Source organism: Halorubrum rutilum (assembly GCF_042665015.1).
Lineage (GTDB): Archaea > Halobacteriota > Halobacteria > Halobacteriales > Haloferacaceae > Halorubrum > Halorubrum rutilum.
Genome location: NZ_JBHTBL010000005.1, coordinates 290817 through 307648, shown reverse-complemented (window position 1 = coordinate 307648; position 16832 = coordinate 290817). Strand labels below are relative to the sequence as shown.

At 70.0% G+C, this 16832-nt stretch carries 16 protein-coding genes; 5 read left to right on the top strand and 11 right to left on the bottom strand.

Annotation, left to right across the window (positions count from 1 at the left end; translation table 11 throughout):
* Positions 1 to 11 precede the first annotated feature (11 nt).
* Both ACFQMF_RS07855 and ACFQMF_RS07850 read left to right on the top strand, forming a co-directional pair.
* Complete coding sequence (locus tag ACFQMF_RS07855; protein WP_256409579.1) at positions 12 to 1214, top strand: acyl-CoA dehydrogenase family protein; 1203 nt, start codon at positions 12 to 14, stop codon at positions 1212 to 1214.
* A 72-nt stretch (positions 1215 to 1286) separates the two neighbouring features.
* A complete protein-coding gene (locus tag ACFQMF_RS07850; protein WP_256409578.1) occupies positions 1287 to 1991 on the top strand; it encodes a sensor histidine kinase in 705 nt (234 codons plus the stop codon).
* A gap of 41 nt (positions 1992 to 2032) precedes the next feature.
* Here the strand turns inward: ACFQMF_RS07850 and msrB are convergent, their stop codons facing one another.
* Positions 2033 to 2452, bottom strand: coding sequence for a peptide-methionine (R)-S-oxide reductase MsrB (gene msrB, locus ACFQMF_RS07845; RefSeq protein ID WP_256409577.1), 420 nt, complete (start codon positions 2450 to 2452; stop codon positions 2033 to 2035).
* Positions 2453 to 2551: 99 nt separating this feature from the next.
* On the opposite strand from msrB, the gene ACFQMF_RS07840 reads away from it, so the two are divergent.
* Positions 2552 to 2788, top strand: coding sequence for a CDGSH iron-sulfur domain-containing protein (locus ACFQMF_RS07840; RefSeq protein WP_256409576.1), 237 nt, complete (start codon positions 2552 to 2554; stop codon positions 2786 to 2788).
* 31 nt (positions 2789 to 2819) lie between these two features.
* Here the strand turns inward: ACFQMF_RS07840 and ACFQMF_RS07835 are convergent, their stop codons facing one another.
* Positions 2820 to 3905 (bottom strand): DNA topoisomerase IV subunit A, encoded by a 1086-nt coding sequence (locus ACFQMF_RS07835; RefSeq protein ID WP_256409575.1) that lies wholly within the window; start codon positions 3903 to 3905, stop codon positions 2820 to 2822.
* Positions 3906 to 6380, bottom strand: coding sequence for a DNA topoisomerase VI subunit B (locus ACFQMF_RS07830; RefSeq protein ID WP_256409574.1), 2475 nt, complete (start codon positions 6378 to 6380; stop codon positions 3906 to 3908).
* Between the two features lie 180 nt (positions 6381 to 6560).
* Between ACFQMF_RS07830 and ACFQMF_RS07825 the strand changes: the two genes are divergently transcribed.
* Positions 6561 to 7538 (top strand): oxidoreductase, encoded by a 978-nt coding sequence (locus ACFQMF_RS07825; RefSeq protein ID WP_256409573.1) that lies wholly within the window; start codon positions 6561 to 6563, stop codon positions 7536 to 7538.
* 35 nt (positions 7539 to 7573) lie between these two features.
* On the opposite strand, the gene ACFQMF_RS07820 is transcribed toward ACFQMF_RS07825, so the two are convergent.
* Complete coding sequence (locus tag ACFQMF_RS07820) at positions 7574 to 8143, bottom strand: hypothetical protein (RefSeq protein ID WP_256409572.1); 570 nt, start codon at positions 8141 to 8143, stop codon at positions 7574 to 7576.
* 116 nt (positions 8144 to 8259) lie between these two features.
* Positions 8260 to 8454 (bottom strand): cold-shock protein, encoded by a 195-nt coding sequence (locus ACFQMF_RS07815; RefSeq protein WP_256409571.1) that lies wholly within the window; start codon positions 8452 to 8454, stop codon positions 8260 to 8262.
* A gap of 325 nt (positions 8455 to 8779) precedes the next feature.
* Here ACFQMF_RS07815 and ACFQMF_RS07810 point away from each other — a divergent pair, with 325 nt between their 5' ends.
* Positions 8780 to 9547, top strand: coding sequence for an MATE family efflux transporter (locus ACFQMF_RS07810; protein ID WP_321169229.1), 768 nt, complete (start codon positions 8780 to 8782; stop codon positions 9545 to 9547).
* 21 nt (positions 9548 to 9568) lie between these two features.
* Here ACFQMF_RS07810 and ACFQMF_RS07805 read toward each other — a convergent pair whose 3' ends face one another.
* The 6 genes from ACFQMF_RS07805 to ACFQMF_RS07780 form a co-directional block, all read right to left on the bottom strand.
* Positions 9569 to 9826, bottom strand: coding sequence for a hypothetical protein (locus tag ACFQMF_RS07805; protein ID WP_256409570.1), 258 nt, complete (start codon positions 9824 to 9826; stop codon positions 9569 to 9571).
* Between the two features lie 112 nt (positions 9827 to 9938).
* Positions 9939 to 10400 carry a universal stress protein gene (locus tag ACFQMF_RS07800; RefSeq protein ID WP_256409569.1) on the bottom strand — a complete coding sequence of 154 codons (462 nt, stop codon included), beginning with the start codon at positions 10398 to 10400 and terminating at the stop codon, positions 9939 to 9941.
* Positions 10401 to 10403: 3 nt separating this feature from the next.
* Positions 10404 to 12131: a VC_2705 family sodium/solute symporter gene (locus ACFQMF_RS07795; protein ID WP_256409568.1), complete on the bottom strand. Its 1728-nt coding sequence runs from the start codon at positions 12129 to 12131 to the stop codon at positions 10404 to 10406.
* Complete coding sequence (locus ACFQMF_RS07790; RefSeq protein ID WP_256409567.1) at positions 12128 to 12664, bottom strand: DUF4212 domain-containing protein; 537 nt, start codon at positions 12662 to 12664, stop codon at positions 12128 to 12130. The genes ACFQMF_RS07795 and ACFQMF_RS07790 overlap by 4 nt, the downstream gene beginning before the upstream one ends.
* Positions 12665 to 12776: 112 nt before the next feature.
* A complete protein-coding gene (gene acs, locus ACFQMF_RS07785) occupies positions 12777 to 14771 on the bottom strand; it encodes an acetate--CoA ligase (protein ID WP_256409566.1) in 1995 nt (664 codons plus the stop codon).
* A 144-nt stretch (positions 14772 to 14915) separates the two neighbouring features.
* On the bottom strand, positions 14916 to 16700 hold the full coding sequence (locus ACFQMF_RS07780) for a bacterio-opsin activator domain-containing protein (protein ID WP_256409565.1): 1785 nt from the start codon (positions 16698 to 16700) through the stop codon (positions 14916 to 14918).
* Positions 16701 to 16832: the final 132 nt, after the last annotated feature.

The following is a 16832-nucleotide window of genomic DNA, read 5'->3' as shown; positions in this document are numbered from 1 at the left end:
GAAGCGCCGGCATGGAGTTCCAGCTGACCGATGAACAAGAGCAGCTGCGCGAGGAGGTCCGGAAGTTCGCCGACGAGGAGATCCGACCGGTCGCGACCGAGCACGACGTCGAGGAGGCGTACCCTCACGAGGTCATGGAGGAGGCCGCGGAGATGGGGTTGCTCGCGCCGCACGTTCCCGTGGAGTACGGCGGCGTCGGCTACTCCTCGCTGGAGAACGCGATCCTCACGGAGGAGCTGTTCGCCGCCGACCCGGGGATCGGTCTCTGTATCTCCAGCGCCGGGTTCGGCGCCGAGGCGCTGATGGAGTTCGGCACGGAGGCGCAGAAGGAGCGCGTCCTCCCCGAGGTGACCGCCGGCGACGCGGTGATGGGCTCGGCCATCTCGGAGCCGCAGGCGGGTTCGGACGTGACCTCGGTCGCGACCCGCGCGGAGAAGCGCGAGGCGCGGAGCGCCTCGGAACGGAGCGGCAGCGCCGCGGAGAAGGACGGCGACGAGTGGGTTATCAACGGCTCGAAGATGTGGATCACGAACGGCACCGTCGCCGACTACTTCGTCGTCGTCTGCGAGACGGACCCGGAGGTCGACGACCGCTACTCCGGCTACTCGCAGATCCTCGTCGAGGGCGACCGGGACGGGCTCACCCGCGACAAGATCACCGGGAAGCTCGGCATCCGCGCGAGCGACACCGCCGAGCTCAGGTTCGACGACGTGCGGGTGCCCGAGGAGAACCTGATCGGTCAGCGCGGGATGGGCTTCCTCCAGCTGATGCAGTTCTTCGACGAGACCCGCACCGCGGTCGCCGCGCAGGGGGTCGGGATCGCCCGCGGCGCGGCCGAGCGCGCCCTGGCGTACGCCGAGGAGCGCGAGCAGTTCGGGCGCCCGATCGGCGACTTCCAGGCGATCAAACACAAGCTCGCGGAGATGCACACGAACACCGAGGCGGCCCGCTGGCTCACCTACCGGTCCGCGTGGGCGGTCGACAACGAGTCGGGAGACCTCACGGCGCTGGCGTCGATGGCCAAGGAGTTCGCGTCGCGGGTCGCCGTCGACGTCGCCGACGAGGCGGTCCAGGTCCACGGCGGTGCCGGCTTCGTCAACGACCACGACGTCGAGCGGCTCTATCGCGACGCGAAGATCACCCAGATCTACGAGGGCACCACCGAGATCCAGAAGAACATCGTCGCCCGCGAACTCCTCGACGAGGGGATCTGAGGCGGTGGCGGTCGGCGCACCCGTCTCCCGCGACCGGCATCTAAAAACGCCGGGCGGGCGTACGCTCCCGGTATGAGCGAGGCCGACGTCGACCCGGAGGAGCGGCTCAAGCGACAGCGGGACGACCTCCGACTGCTGAACCAGGTGATGCGCCACGACATCCGCAACGACCTCCAGCTCGTCGGGGCGTACGCCGAGCTGCTCGACGACCACGTCGACGAGGAGGGCAAGGAGTACCTCGACGTCATCAAGCGGAACACGAAGAGCGCGGTCTCGCTCACCACCACGGTCCGGGACCTCGCGGAGGTGATGCTCCGGGAGGACGCCGAGCCGAGCCGCGTCTCGCTCGCTCGGACCCTCTCACAACAGGTCGAGGAGGTCCGGTCGGGGTACCCGGAGGCCGTCTTCACGGTCGAGGGGTCGTTCCCCGAGGCCGAGGTCGTCGGCGACGAGATGCTGAGCTCCGTGTTCCGGAACCTCCTCCGGAACGCGGTCCAGCACAACGACGAGACGCCGCCGAAGGTCACGGTGTCCGCGACGGTCGACGAGGCCGAGGGCGTCGCCGAGGTCCGCGTCGCCGACAACGGGCCGGGGATCCCCGAGGACCAGCGCGACGAGATATTCGGGAAGGGAGAGAAGGGGCTCGACAGCCCGGGCGCCGGGATCGGGCTCTATCTGGTTCGCTCGCTCGTCGAGATCTACGACGGCGACGTGTGGGTCGAGGACAACGAGCCGAAGGGCGCCGTGTTCGTCGTCAGGCTGCAGTTGGCCGAGTAACGGGTATGTGGATCGGGTCGACCGCCCCGCCCGCGTCCGACTCACGCCTCGTCGTACTCCATCGCGACCGAGTTGATGCAGAACCGCTTGCCGGTCGGCTCGGGGCCGTCGTCGAACACGTGGCCGAGGTGGGAGTCGCAGGTCGCGCACCGGACCTCGGTGCGGCGCATCCCGTGGCTCGTGTCGAGCGTCGTCGTCACGTTCTCCTCCTCGGCGGCGTAGAAGGCGGGCCAGCCGCAGCCGGACTCGTACTTCGTCTCGGCGTCGAAGAGGACGGTCCCGCAGGCCCGACAGCGGTAGTTCCCGTCGTCGGGGTGGTGGTCGACGTACTCGCCGGAGAACTTCGCCTCCGTGCCGCTCTCGCGGAGTATCCGATACTCCTCGTCGGAGAGGCGCTCGCGCCACTCCTCGTCGGTCAGCTCGCGCGGGTCGGTCGCGTCGGCCTCGCCGGTCTCGCTCATACCCGACGTAGGCGCCCCACGGGCAAGGGGGTTGCGGCGGTCGGGGTCACGCGTCGCCACCGGCGCAACCGGTTTCACCCTCGCGCCGGATCGGATCCCATGGCGCGCGAAGTCACTCACGAGGAGCGGGGCCCGGCGGTACTCGACGAGTCCGACATGGGCGACGACGATCTGATCTACGTCTGCCGGTGCGGGCTCTCGGACACGAAGCCGCTCTGTGACGGCTCGCACAACGCGACCGCAGACGAGGATGAGGGCGTCGTGTACAAGTACGAGAACGACGATTCCGAGGGGGAACGGCGCGAGGTCGACGAGATCGTCTACGCGGACGAGTAGGGGGCGGCGTCGGTTCGCCGTCTTCGTCCCCTCAGATCACGCCCATCTCCCCGAGCCGCTCGGGGAGGTAGGTGTCGGTGACGAAGTCGAGCCCGCGGCTCGCGAGCGACTGCTGTTCGGACTTCTTCCCGATGTCGAGCTGGAGCTCGATCTGCTCCTCCCAGTAGTCCGTCTGGAAGCGCGGGTCGTCAAGCTCGGATTCGAGGGCGTTCACGTCCGAGTCCGAGAGCGGGTCGGCCGGGAGGTCGTACTCGACGATGTCCTCGGGCTGGATCCCGACGAACTGCGCCTCCGGGGTCGCGAGGTACTTCGACAGGTGCGCGGACTTGATCGAGCCGTACGCCACGGAGCCGTAGATCCGGTAGGACCACGGGTCGCCGTCGGCGAAGACGGCGATCGGAACGCCGAGCTCGTCGTGGACGCGCTTCGTGATCCGGCGGGTCGCCCGCGCGGGCTGGCCCTTCAGGTGGATGACGAGGCAGTCGTACGCCTCGTCGAACCCGTTCTCGACGAGCCGGTCGCGCATCCCGCCGGTCTCGACCGCGAGGGCGAAGTCGATGTCGTCGTCGAGGAACTCGATCATGTCGGGGTTGTTCGGGATCTGGTAGCCGCCCTCGCCGACGTCCTCCTGGCAGTGGATCTCGCGCTCGCCCCGGCGGGTCTGCTCGCGGATCTCCAGCGGGCCCATCAGGGTCGCGCCCGACTCCTCCGGGCGCATGTGGAAGTCCTCGCGGGTGACGCCGGTCACGATTTCGAGGTCCTCCACGAGGTCGTTCGACTCGTCCTGCGACTTGAACTGCGCCTCGTCGTTGTCCCACGACTCGGAGAGGTAGTACAGCTCCCGGAGGGTCGACGACCGGTCCTCGTCGAGCTGGTTCGCGAGGAACTCGATCGTGTACGCCGCCTTCAGCAGCTTGCGCGCGCCCCGCACCGAGTTGGCGCTGCGCGTCGACGTGCGGTCGCCGTACGTCCACACGCCGCTCTCCGTGTCGTACTCGATGTTGCTCTTCGTCCGCGTGGGAAGCGTCATCTCCGGGATGTCCCCCGCGGCGAACTGGTCGTAGAAGTCCGCGGCCAGGTCGATCAGCTCGTCTCGTGCGTCGCTTTCGGTCGTCATTTAGGCGTTCACCGTGAGTTTCTCCGTCTCCACGCCGCCGACGCTGACCTCGAACTCGGCGTCCTCGTCGACCGCGTACGTCAGTTCCCGCTCGTCGCCCGAGGGCACCTCGGGCTTCCACTGCACGAACCACTCGCCGTCCATGTCGACCACCGTCCCGTCCGAGGGATCGGTCGGCTCGGCCGAGACGATGTCCGTTATCTCCAGCTGTTCGTTCACGTCGGAGTGGTTCTCGACGACCAGCGTCACGGTGCCGTCCGACACCTCGCGCTCGACGCTGACGTTGTTCATGATCCGCGCCAGGGCCCCGTCGATGTCGGGCCGCGGCCGGCCCGTCACCTCCGAGACCTTGTCGGCCATCTCCGGGAGGATCCGCCCGAGCACGTCCTGCTTCTCGCGTCGCTGCTGCATCGAGCGCCGCTTGTTGAGGAACGACTTCAGCTCCCGCGCGGCCTCCCGCACCGCGAGCTCGATCTCGTCTTCGATCGCCGGGACGTTCGCGAGCGCGTCCTTCGACTCGCTCGTGAACGGGACGTTCGTGGAGGCGACGTGGATCGATATCACGGCCGGCCCGTTCGGGAGCCCGGAGCCGCCGGGCTGGTCGAGGCCGTAGTTGCGCCAGCCGATCCCCTTTATCACGTCCGTCGTCGCGCAGGCGCCGCGCTGGTACACCAGGGGGACCCGGTTCGCGAACCGGAGCAGCTCCACCGACCCCTCGGACGGGATCGACCCGCCGTAGGCGATGCCGGCCTCGACGATGAACGGGTCGCCGCCGTGGACCTCGGCGTCGCGGGTCGCGGCCGCGTAGAAGTCGGCGTCGTACTCCTTGCGGAGCCCGGCCTCGACGAGCTCGGCCGTGATCGGCGCGAGGCAGTCGGTCGGCGGCGCGAGGATGTCGGTGGTCCGCATCGCGTCGAGCAGGTCGGCCGACGCGTCGCGGTCGCCGGCGATCGACCGCACCTTCGGCGGGTCGTCGGGCACGGTTCGCGCCCGCGACCAGAACGCCTCGACGACGTTCTCGCGGGCGGTCTCGCCGAACGTCGCGTCGTGCTGCTCGGCCACGAAGTCCGCCGCGTCGGCGACGAGCCGCTCCAGGTCGTCGCGGGCGATCCGGAAGGCGTCGCCGTCGAGGTTCAGGAACCGACGCGTCAGCGCGTCGGCCATCGCCCGCACGGCGGCGTCGTCCTTCCGCGTCGAGGTCGCCTCGTCGACGAGCGCGTACGCGTCGGCGACGAGGGGCGACGCTGCGGTCTCGTCGTCCTCGGCGTCGGCACCGTCCGCGTCTCCGGCGCCCCCGACCGCGTCGCCGTCGGCGTCAACCCCGGTGACCGCCCGCCACGCGGCGTCGACCGCGTTCTCGCGGACGGTCCCGCCGAACGTCTTGCCGGTGTCGCCCTCGACGCGGTCGGCGACGTTCCCGACGATAGTCGCGAGCTCGGACCGGCTGAGGCGGTCGTTGCCCGCGACGGTCTCGGCGACGCCCTCGGCGAAGTCGGCGGTCGCCGCCTTCCCCTTGTTGGCGACCGCCTCGCGCACCGCGGCGGCGACGTCGCCGTCGTCGTGGGCGCGCGGCGGCGTCCACGAGAGCTCGCGGCCGTAGTACACGTCCCGGAAGTTGTCGATGACCGAGTCCGCCGTCTTCTTGCCGACCCGGGTGAACTCCTCCTGGAGGAAACCGGAGACGGAGTACGACTCGGTCGCCTCCAGCATCTTGATCAACGCGCCGAGCTCGACCCCGTGGGGGTGCGGGCGGATCTCCGTCGTCTCCGCCGGCAGCTCGTCGGTCGCGCGCTCGAACTTCATCGGCTCGTCGAGCCCCGGCTCGCGTAGCTCGATGCGGGCGTGGGGGTTGACGACCGCGGTGTGTTTCACGTAGTCGTGGAGCTGCTGACGAGCGCGCATGTTGGCCTCCATCTCCAGCTCGATGCGGGTGCCGTGCGGGCGGTCCCACGTCGCCTCCTCGTCCGCCTTGATCTCCGGCTCGTTCGTGTCGGTGTCGATGATGAGCTCGAAGTACTGCGCCCGCGACTGCCCCTTCGGGCGCGAGGTGATCTTCGCCGGCTGGCCGGACGTCAGCTGCGAGTATAGCACGGCCGCTGAAATCCCGATCCCCTGTTGACCGCGGTTTTGTTCACGAGTGTGAAATCTTGAACCATACAAGAGCTTCCCGAAAACTTTTGGAAGTTGTTCTTTCGTGATACCGGGCCCGTTGTCCTCGATGACGAGCCGGTAGTAGTCGCCCACCTCCTCGATCTCGACGTAGATGTCGGGGAGGACGCCGGCCTCCTCGGTCGCGTCGAGGGCGTTGTCGACCGCCTCCTTGACGGCGGTGACGAGGCCGCGGGCGCCCGAGTCGAACCCGAGCATGTGCTTGTTCTTCTCGAAGAACTCGGCGATGGAGATCTCGCGCTGGCCCTCGGCCAGCTCCTCCGCGATCCCCTCCTCGTCGCCGATCGTCGACTGGAAGGACGTCATTCGGTGTCCCTCCCTTCCACCGAGGCAGTTAAAAACGCACCGCCAGCGCGGTGAACGTAGATACCGGCGTTAGACGCTGTCTCGTGTCGGTGTAACGTCCGGCCGCTCGCTCCGCTCCGGTCGGTATCCACCGGTTCGCCGGCCGACAGCTTTCTCACCGCGTGGCCCCTCCGAACGGTCATGTCAGGCTGGACGGCGGACGAGATGCCGCGGCTCGACGGGAAGACCGTCGTCGTCACCGGGGCGAACAGCGGGCTCGGTTACGAGGGGACGCGCGCCTTCGCCGAGCGGGGCGCGACCGTCGTGATGGCGTGTCGGAGCGTCGAGCGCGGCGAGCGCGCCGCCGACGAGATCCGACGGGAGAGCGCCGCCGACCGGGCCGACCTCGACCTCGACGTCCGCGAGTGCGACCTCGCCTCCCTCGACTCGGTGCGGGCGTTCGCCGAGGGGGTCGAGGACGGCTACGACGCGGTCGACGTCCTCTGTAACAACGCCGGCGTGATGGCGATCCCGCGGAGCGAGACCGAGGACGGCTTCGAGACCCAGTTCGGCGTGAACCACCTCGGCCACTTCGCGCTCACCGGGCGCCTGTTCCCGCTGCTCGACGACGCCGACGGCGTCGGCGGCGACGCGCGCGTCGTCACGCAGTCGTCGGGCGCCCACGAGCAGGGCGAGGTGGACTTCTCGGACCTCAACTGGGAGCGCTCGTACGGGAAGTGGAAGGCGTACGGCCGGAGCAAGCTCGCGAACCTGCTGTTCGCCTACGAGCTCCAGCGCCGGATCGACGACGCCGACGCGGGCGACGGGGAGGGCGCGACCGGCGACCTCGCAGTCCGCAGCGTCGCCTGCCATCCGGGCTACGCGGCCACGAACCTCCAGCACCGCACCGCGGAGGAGAGCGGCAACCCTCTCATGAAAGTCGCGATGACGGCCGCGAACGCGGTCCTCGGGCAGGACCCCGCGACGGGCGCGCTCCCCATGCTGTACGCCGCGACCGCCGACGTCGACGGCGGCGCCTACGTCGAGCCGAGCGGCGTCATGAACATGCGCGGGACCCCGACCGTGGGCCGGTCGAACGACGCCTCCTACGACCGCGCGGACGCCCGGAGGCTCTGGGAGTACTCCGAGGAGGCGACCGGCGTGGAGTTCCCGCTGTAGCCGCGGCCGACGCGGCCGGACCGCCGCCGGACGAGTCAGTGCAGCGTCCCGTCCCGGACGTGCGCGTCGTGCGCGAACAGCGCGTACCCCACGTCGACCGCCCGGCGGCCGGTCTCGTCGGCGATCTCGCGGATCGGCCCGATCATCGTCACGTAGTCGGCGGCGTCGAACGACTCCTTCCGCCCGTCGAGGTACCCCAGCCGCTCCAGCGACGCCCACACGCGGGTGTCGACGACCGCGTGGCGGTCGCCGTCGAGCGCGGCGACGACGCACGACGCGGTCGGCGCTTTGAACCCCGAGAGCCCCGTGATCAGGCGGAGCGTCGAGAAGTCGCCGTCGACTGCGCGGGCGTTGCGGGTCACCTCCCGGCAGCGCTCGGGCGGGTTCGCCTCGACGTGGTACGCGCTCCGCGTCGACGACTCGTAGGCGATCTCGTACAGCCCCTCGCGCGTCAGGTGTCCCTGCGACCGGTACCGCTCGCCGAACTCGTCGAGCCGCTCGGGGAGGACCCCCTGCGTCTCGGCGTAGCGGTCGAGGTTCTCGGCGACGAACGCGTCGAGATCGGTGACTTCCGGATCGCCGTCGCCGGTGCCGTCGGTCTCCATGTCGGCCCTCGCGGCGCGGCGACCAAAATTCCGGCGCCGCCGCTCGCCGAGTCATATACGCGGAACGCGTTTCGAGAGCTGTCCGCCGTCGCCGGTCGCGGGTACGGCCGAGCGAGCTACAGCCGAGTGAGGTTGGTCGCGCGCGGACCCTTCTCCGCCTCCTCGATCTCGAACTCTACCTCCTGGCCTTCCTCGAGGTCGGGGCCGCCGACGTCTTCCATGTGGAAGAACACGTCCTCGTCAGCCTCGTCGGTCTCGATGAATCCGTAGCCGCCGGTGTCGTTGAAGAAGTCGACCTTGCCTGTCGCCATCGCACCCGGAACCACTCCCGACTGGGCCATAAGTGTTGCGTGCGCGCCCAGCGCGTCCGGTTCGGACGCGTTTGGCCGGTAAAAACTTTGAAACGGTTTTTCCGGGTCTACGAGAGGAGGAACCCGACGCGTCGACACCGTCCCGAAGCGTTAGGTCGCGAGCGATCTCCCCCGAACGGGACTCGCCGTGGGAAACGACGACGCCCGGGTCGACATGACGGCGGGGGCGATCGCCCCGAAGCTGTTCGACCTCGCGTAGCCGCTGGTGCTCGGCAACCTCCTCTAGGCCCTGTACAGCCTCGCGGGCAGGTTCTGGGTCGGGCGGGTGAGCACCGAGGCCGTCGCCGCCGTCTTCGTGGCGGCGCTCGTCGCGCGGTTCGGCCCGGCCGCGACCGCGGCCTACGGGATCGGCGTCAGGCTGATGTCCGTCTCGTGGTCGGTAACGGGCGCGGTCGGGCAGGCGACCGCGACCGGAGTCGGACAGAACCTCGGGGCCGAGACGCCCGACCGCGCCGTCGCCGTCACCCGCGTCGCCACGCTCGGAACGATGGCGCTGCTGGGCGTCGCCGGCGGCGCGGTCTGGCTCTTCCCGGCGGCCGCGATGCGCGTCTTCATCGACGACCCGGCGACGGTCGGCGAAGAGGTCGTCTTCCTCCGCGTCATCGCGCTGTCGTGGGCCTTCTTCGGCGGGCTCATGGTGATACAGGGCGCGTTCCGCGGCGCGGGCCACACCAAGGCGGCGCTGGCGCTCTCCCTGCTCTCGCGCTGGGCGGTCCGGATCCCCCTCGCCGCCCTGCTCGCGTTCGGCGCGGTCGGGGTCACGCTCGGCGGTGTCGCGGTCGGTCCCGTCGACGTCCCCTCGATCGGGGTCGGCTACGTCGGCCTCGACTGGGGGGTCGTCGGGCTGTGGTGGGCGTACGCGACGGCCGCCGTGGCCTCCTTCGCCGTCGGCGCGGCGTGGTTCCTGCGCGGGACGTGGACGGAGGGCGTCGTCGGGAAATCCGACGGCGCCGCGGTCGCACCGGACGCGGACGCCGTCGACGATGACGGCGGAGCGGACCCGGACGACTCGGTCGAGGCGCTCGACGACTGAGGGGAGGCGAGGGCGCCGCGGCTACCGCTGCCGCTTCGCCATCTCCAGCGACAGGAAGAAGCCGAAGTACGCCGGGATCCCGGCGAGCATGAACATGTACAGTACCCACTGCGGGGTGTTCGCGAACGCGAAGTCGTACAGGAGCGACACGACGGTCACCCAAGCGATCGCGAACACGAGGTCCTGGAGCATACCGCCCCGGTTCTCGCTGACGTGCGATCGGACGCGGTCGACGGGGCCCTCCTCGTCCGGGTCGTCGATCGGATCTGTCTCGGTCATGGGCGAGCGTGTCGGTCGGAGTACGTGGGTGTACCGATAGCGGATCGGTCGGGGACCGGGCGAACGCGAGGCGGGGACGGGCGGCGGGCCCCGAGTCGGTCCCCGTCGAGGTTCAGTCCTCGTCGAGGTAGTCGACGACGAGGACGGGGACGTGCGTCGAACGCAGCGTCCGCTCGGTGACGCTCCCGAGCAGCGCGCGCCGGACGCCCGCGCGGCCGTGGCTCCCCATCACGATGAGGTCGATCCCGTTGTCCTCGGCGTAGTCGCCGATCACCTTGTGAGGCCGCCCGCCCGAGACGTGTTCGACGACGTCGATGTCGCGTTCGGCCCCGCGGCCGGCGACGACGCCGGTCGCCTCGTCGGCCTGCTCTTTCAGCTCGCCCATCTCGTCGAACCGGCCCTGCTTGAGCCGATCGACCTGTTCGGTCCCGAGGCTGAAGTTCACGGAGTCGATGTCGACCACGTACAGCGCGTGGACCTCGGCGCCGTACTTCTCGGCGAGGTCGAGCGCGTGGTCGACGGCGGCCTCCGCGACGTCGCTTCCGTCCGTGGGAACGAGGATGCGTTCGTACATGGATTACTCCTCCGCGCCCGCGTCGTCCGCTGCGCGGCCGCCATCCGTCGCCACGTCCTCACCGCCGTCCGCGGCGACGACGTCCTCGGCCGTCTGCTGTTGCCCCATCGGTTCGGGGCTGTGACACTGCCGGACGATACGCTTCGTTTCGAGCGACGGCTCGTCGGTCGCCATCGAGACGACGACCGTGACCACGATCACGATGGGCAGCGTGACGAGCGCCGAGCCGATGGCGGGCATCCACTGCGCCAGCCCCGCGGACAGCGGCGCTTCGAGCGAGCCGATGTACGTCGGGACGATCTGGTTGATCATCGGGATCGACCAGAGCGTCAGCCCGGTCGTCATGCCGGCGAGCGCGCCCTGCCGGTTGGCGTTCTCCCACCACATGCCGAGGAAGAACATCGGGAACAGCACGGAGCCGGCGAGCGAGAACGCGTAGCCCACGAGCGCCGCGATCGAGGAGGCGGGGTTCAGCGCGGCCAGCGTCGTCAGCGCGCCCAGCGCGACGATCGAGAGGCGGCCGACGAGGATCTGCTGGCGCTGCGTCGCGTCCTCGTTGATGATGTTGGTGTAGATGTCGTGGCTGATCGCCGAGGAGCCGGCGATGAACAGCCCGGCGACGGTCGCGATGGCCGCGGCGATACCGCCCGCCGCGACGATGCCGACGAACCAGTCCGGGAGCCCGGACAGCTGCGCCGCCAGCACGACGATGACCTCGCTGGCCGCGCTCGTCATGCCGGGGTCGCCGTAGGTGGCGCCGACGTTCTGCGAGTAGAGGTCGGTGCCGAACGCCGCGAACGCCGGGGCGCTCCAGTAGAGGATACAGATGAAGAACAGCCCCCAGACCGTCGACCAGCGGGCCGTCCGCTCGCTCTCGACCGTGTAGAACCGGACGAGGACGTGCGGGAGCCCGCAGGTGCCGACGATGAGCGAGAACGTCGTGGCGACCCAGAGGTAGTAGCTCGACGTGGCGAACGGCTCCGAGAACTCGCTGCCGAGCTGACTGATCAGCGCGCCGTACTCGAGCTGCGGCAGCACCGTCGAGTAACCGTTGGTGTAGCCGACGACGAACAGCCCGACGACGAACGCGAGGATGAGGATGACGTACTGGACCGCCTGGTTCTTCGTGGCGCCCAGCATGCCGGACAGCGTCAGGTAGCCGACGGTGACGACCATCATGGCGACGACCATCACCTGGTACCCGTCGAGGCCGGGGATGAGGCCGCCGTAGTTACCGAAGATGTACAGGCCGACCAGGGCCATCCCCTTCGCCTGCCCGATGGCGTAGACGAAGCCGATGAGGAACGTCGTCACGGCCGCGATGGCGCGCGCGGTGTCGGAGTTGAAGCGGTCGCCGACGAAGTCCGGCGCCGTGTACTTCCCGAACCGGCGGAGCTGCGCGGCGAGGAAGATGAGCAGGATGAAGTAGCCGGTCGTCCAGCCGACGACGAACACGAGGCCGTAGAACCCCGCGAGTGCGATCGACGCCGCCATCCCGAGGTACGACGCCGCCGACATCCAGTTCGCCCCGATCGCCATCCCGTTCTCGACGTTCCCGATGGACCGACCGGCGACCCACATGTCGTCGGTGTCGGCGACGCGGAAGACGAACCCGATCGTGAGGAACAGCCCCAGCATCCCGATCACGAGGAGCGCCGGCCCGATCTTGAACGAGATGTCGAGGGCCTCGGGGAGGAGGTCGCTCTGTAGGAGGAGCGAACTCGCCGTCATTCGTCGGTCCCTCCGTCGGTCGCCGCGACGTCAGCGCCGCTGCCCGTCTCCGTGACGGTCGCGTGTTCGATACCGTACTTCTCGTCGAGCGCGTCCCGCTTTCGCGAGTACCAGAACGCCAGGATCAGCGCGCTGGTCGGCGCCCCGAACGCGACGAGGAAGTAGTGGAGCGGGAACTGGAGGATCGGCATCTGACTCGTCATCGGGCCCGGCGCGAGCCGCGTCAGGGTCACCGGCCCCCATACCGCGAGGACCCAGGCGGCGAACCCCGTCCAGACGATGCGGAGGTGATCGCGCATGTACGGCGTGCTCGGGTTCAGGATGTTCACTTCCGCACCCAGGTAGTCGGTGTCGCTGTGCTCCTGTGCCGCAGTCGCGGCGACGCCGCCGTCGGTGGCCGCGTCGTCAGCTGCGCGACCCCCATCGGTGGCCGCGTCGTCAGCTGCGCGACCCCCATCGGTGGCCGCGTCGTCCGCCGCGCGGCCACCGTCGGTGACTGCGCCGTCCGAACTTCGTGAGCTATCGTCTGTCATGTGTTGTGGTGTGTATTGTCGTGGTCCGTCTGTGCGATTTTATCGTGATATTTACGTCCGGTGTCGTGCGCTCCGTCTCTCGTTCGTCACTCGGAAAACGGGACGTCCTGGGCTACTCGCCCGTCGCCTTCTGCTGGATCTCCTCGACGATCTCCGGGTTCCGGAGCGTGCTCGTGTTCCCGAGCTCCTTGCCGTCGGCGATGTTCTCCAGCAGGCGGCGCATGATCTTCCCCGAGCGCGTCTTCGGCAGGTCGGGAGTGAACACGACCTGCTCCGGCCGGGCGATCGGGCCGATGGCGTCCTCGACGCCCGCGACGATCGCGTCGCGGAGCTCGTCGGTGCCCTCGTAGCCGTCCTCGGTCGTCACGTACGCGTAGACGGCCTCGCCCTTGATGTCGTGGTCGCCGCCGACGACGGCCGCCTCCGCGACGCCCTCGACGCCGACGATGGCGGACTCGATCTCCATCGTCCCCAGCCGGTGGCCGGAGACGTTGAGCACGTCGTCCACGCGACCGAGGACGGTGATGTAGCCGTCCTCGTCGATCTTCGCGCCGTCCTCCGGGAAGTACACCCAGTCCTCGGGGTCGTCGCTGTCGGTGTCGGAGTACTCCGCCCAGTACTCCTCGATGTAGCGCTCGTCGTTGTTGTACAGCGTCCGGAGCATGCCGGGCCACGGCTTCTGTACCGTGAGGTAGCCGGCCTTCCCGGGCTCTACCTCGTCGCCGAGGGTGTCGAGGATCTGGACGTCGAGGCCGGGCAGCGGCGGTCCCGCCGCCCCCGGCTTCATGTCCTTGATCCCGGGCAGCGTCGTCACCATCATCCCGCCGGTCTCGGTCTGCCACCACGTGTCGACGATGGGGCACTCCTCGTTCCCGATGTGCTGGTAGTACCACTTCCACGCCCGCGGGTTGATCGGCTCGCCGACCGTGCCGAGCAGCCGCAGCGAGGAGAGGTCGTGGCGGTCGGGGTACTCCTCGCCCCACTTCATGAACGCGCGGATGGCCGTGGGCGCCGTGTACAGCTGGGTCGCCTCGTGCTCCTCGACGATCTCCCACAGGCGGTCCTGTTCGGGGTGATCGGGCGTCCCCTCGTACATCATCGTCGTCGTCCCGAGCGCGAGCGGCCCGTAGACGATGTAGGAGTGCCCCGTGATCCAGCCGATGTCGGCCGAACAGAAGTACGTGTCGTCCGGCTTGATGTCGAGGACCGACTGCGAGGTCCACGACACCCACGAGAGGTAGCCGCCGGTCGTGTGTTTCACGCCCTTCGGCTCCCCCGTCGTCCCCGAGGTGTACATGAGGAACAGCATGTCCTCGGCGTCGCGGGTGACCGGCTCGACCGCCGCGCCCTCGTGGTCCGCGACGAGGTCGCCGTAGTCGAGCTGGTCGTCGCCGAGCTCGTGGCCGAAGTCGTCGCCGTTCGGGCCGAGCCGGTCGACGACGACGGTCGTGGTGTCGTGGTCGACGCCGGAGAGCCCCTCGTTCGCCTTGTCGAGGTGGTCGAGGGGGTCGCCGCGCCGGTAGTAGCCGTCGCAGGTGACGAGGTACTCCGAGTCCGCGGAGTTCATCCGCGTCGCGAGCGCGTCCGCCGAGAAGCCGGCGAAGACGACGCTGTGGGGCGCACCGATGCGGGCGCACGCCAGCATCGCGATCGGCAGCTCCGGGATCATCGGCATGTACATCGTCACGACGTCGTCCTCCTCGACGCCCTGCTCGCGGAGCGCGGCCGCGAACTCGTTCACCTCGCGGTGGAGCTCCGCGTACGTGTACGTGCGATCGTCTTCGTCGACCGGCTCGCCGACCCATTCGATCGCGGCCTCGTCGCCGCGCTCGTCGAGGTGGCGATCGAGGCAGTTGGCCGACGCGTTCAGTTCGCCGCCGGTGAACCACTCGTAGAAGGGCGGGTCGCTGTCGTCCAGCACCTGGTCGTAGTCGGACTCCCAGTCGAGGAGGTCGGCCGCGGCCTCCCAGCACTCCGGCCAGTTCTCGTCGAACTCCTCGTAGATCTCGGGGTCGGAGACGTTGGCCTGCGCCGAGAACGACTCGGACGGCTCGAACACCTCCTGCTCCTCCAGTCTCGCTTCCAGTTGACCGTCACCCTCTGTCATGGTACGGTCGTATCCAACCGATCTCGCCATATAAACGCTGGCGCTAAATACGAAAAATCGTGACGGATTCGCGGCGCCGCTCGCGGCCGTCTCGGGTCCGGATCGGGCGCCGCGGCACCCGCGCCGGGAGGCCCGGATCCGGCTTCAGGGCCGCTCCCGGTCGTCCCGCTCGAAGAGGCCGTCGAGGAGCGCGCGCTGGGCCTTCCGGAGGTGGTTGTGGAACGTCGGGGAGGAGACGTCCATCGCGTCGGCGACCTCCTCGGCCGTGCTCTCCCGGGGCCAGTCGAAGTAGCCGCCGTGGTACGCGGCCGACAGCGCGGCCCACTGGCGGTCGGTGAACCGCTCCGCGACCCCCTCGCGGAACGAGGACTCGGAGCGCGACGACCGGGCGACGGACTCCTTGCTCGCGAGCCGGGCGTCGTCGAAGGCCGCCCGGAGCCCGTCGGCCACCGGCCTGACGTCGGCGCCCTCGGGCAGATCGGCGACGACTCGCACGCGGCCGTCCTCCGCGGTCGCGTCGCGGACGGTCGCGCCGTGCTCCGTGAGCGTTCGCACCGCCGACCCGCCCTCGACGCGCACGGACACCGCGCAGCCGTCCTCTCTGGTCTCGATCACCCGCAGGTCGGAGACGCCGTCGGCGTCGTCGACGACGTCGGCGACGCCCTGCGGCCTCGCCCCGGCGGCGGAGAGGTACAGCCGAGAGGCCTCGTCGGTGACGCCGACGGTGGAGTCGAGCTCGATCCGACAGCCGAGGGCGTCGCTCGCGAGGGCGAGGAAGGCCCCGTCGTCTGCGGTGTGGAACTCGACCTCGGTGACGGCGTCGGAGTGGAGGAGGTCCCGCCACCGGCCGGCCGTCACCGCCCAACCGAGACACCGGCCGAGCGCGACCAGCTCCCGCCGCTCGGCCGTCGAGACGGGCGTTCCGTCGGCGGCGACGACGCAGAGCGCGCCGTGCGTCACGTCCCGGTAGCTCGCCGGGACGGCGATCCCCGGTCGCCCGTCGGCGGTCGGCTCGCCGTCCGTCAGGACCGGGTCGCCCGCCTCGATCGCGTCGAGCCACGGGCCCTCCCGCGTGACGCCGCGGTCGACGAGGACCTCCCGCTCGACGCCCGCGGCGCCGACGACCTCCGTCCGGCCGCCGTCGGTCGACCCGCGGACCACCCACGCCTCGGCCCACCGATCCGACTCGGCCAGCCGCTCCGGGACGGTCGCGAGCGGCGAACTCCGGTCCTCGCCGTCGGCGAGGGCCTCGAACCCGCCGAGCGCGGTCGGCTCTCCCCCGTCCGGGTCGCCGGTCGCCTCGGCGCTCTCGGCGGTCCCCGCCCCTCCGGCGGTCCCCGCCCCTCCGGCGGCCCCGCCGGTCCCGACGGCCCCGGCGGCGGCGAACGCCTCGGCGATCTCCCGCCCGTCGAGCGGGCCGAGGAACTCGTCCAGCGTCCCCATCGTCTCCCACCCCCCGGCCTCGCGCACGGCGTGGGGATCGACGCCGCGGTCGACGAGCAGCCGGCGCGCGAAGGCGCGGCGGAGGTCGCGGGGCGTGACGTCGGCCGGGACCGCGCCGCCGCTCCGCGCCGCCGCCCGCTCGGCGGTCCCGCTCACGATCATCTGGACGCGGCGGGGCGAGACGCCGACGAACGGCTCTCCCGCGCCGAGCCCCTCGCTCTCGGCGTACCGTCGGAGCTCGGCCGCCAGCGAGGCCGGGACGGCGGTCTCGCGGTCGATCGTCTCCCCCGTGTCGTCGGCCGGGACCGCGAGGAGACACACCTCCGAGGCGACCCCCGGGCCCCGGAGGTGCCGCGGCGCGACGCGGGGTATCTCGGCGGTCCGCAGCCCGGCCTCGCCGGCGAGTCGAACCGCGACCGCGGCGCGGTACGTCTCGGCGGCGGCCACGAGCGCGTCGTACGCGTCGGCGTCGAGCTCGGTGACCATCGGTTTCGTAAATACATAGAAACCCGAAGCAAAAGAGTTCCGCCCGTCTCCACTCAAACGGCTCTAAAGCTAATATACTCTCGACGGACCCGGAAAAACGGTGTTGAGCGGGTAATCCCGACCGCGTTCTGT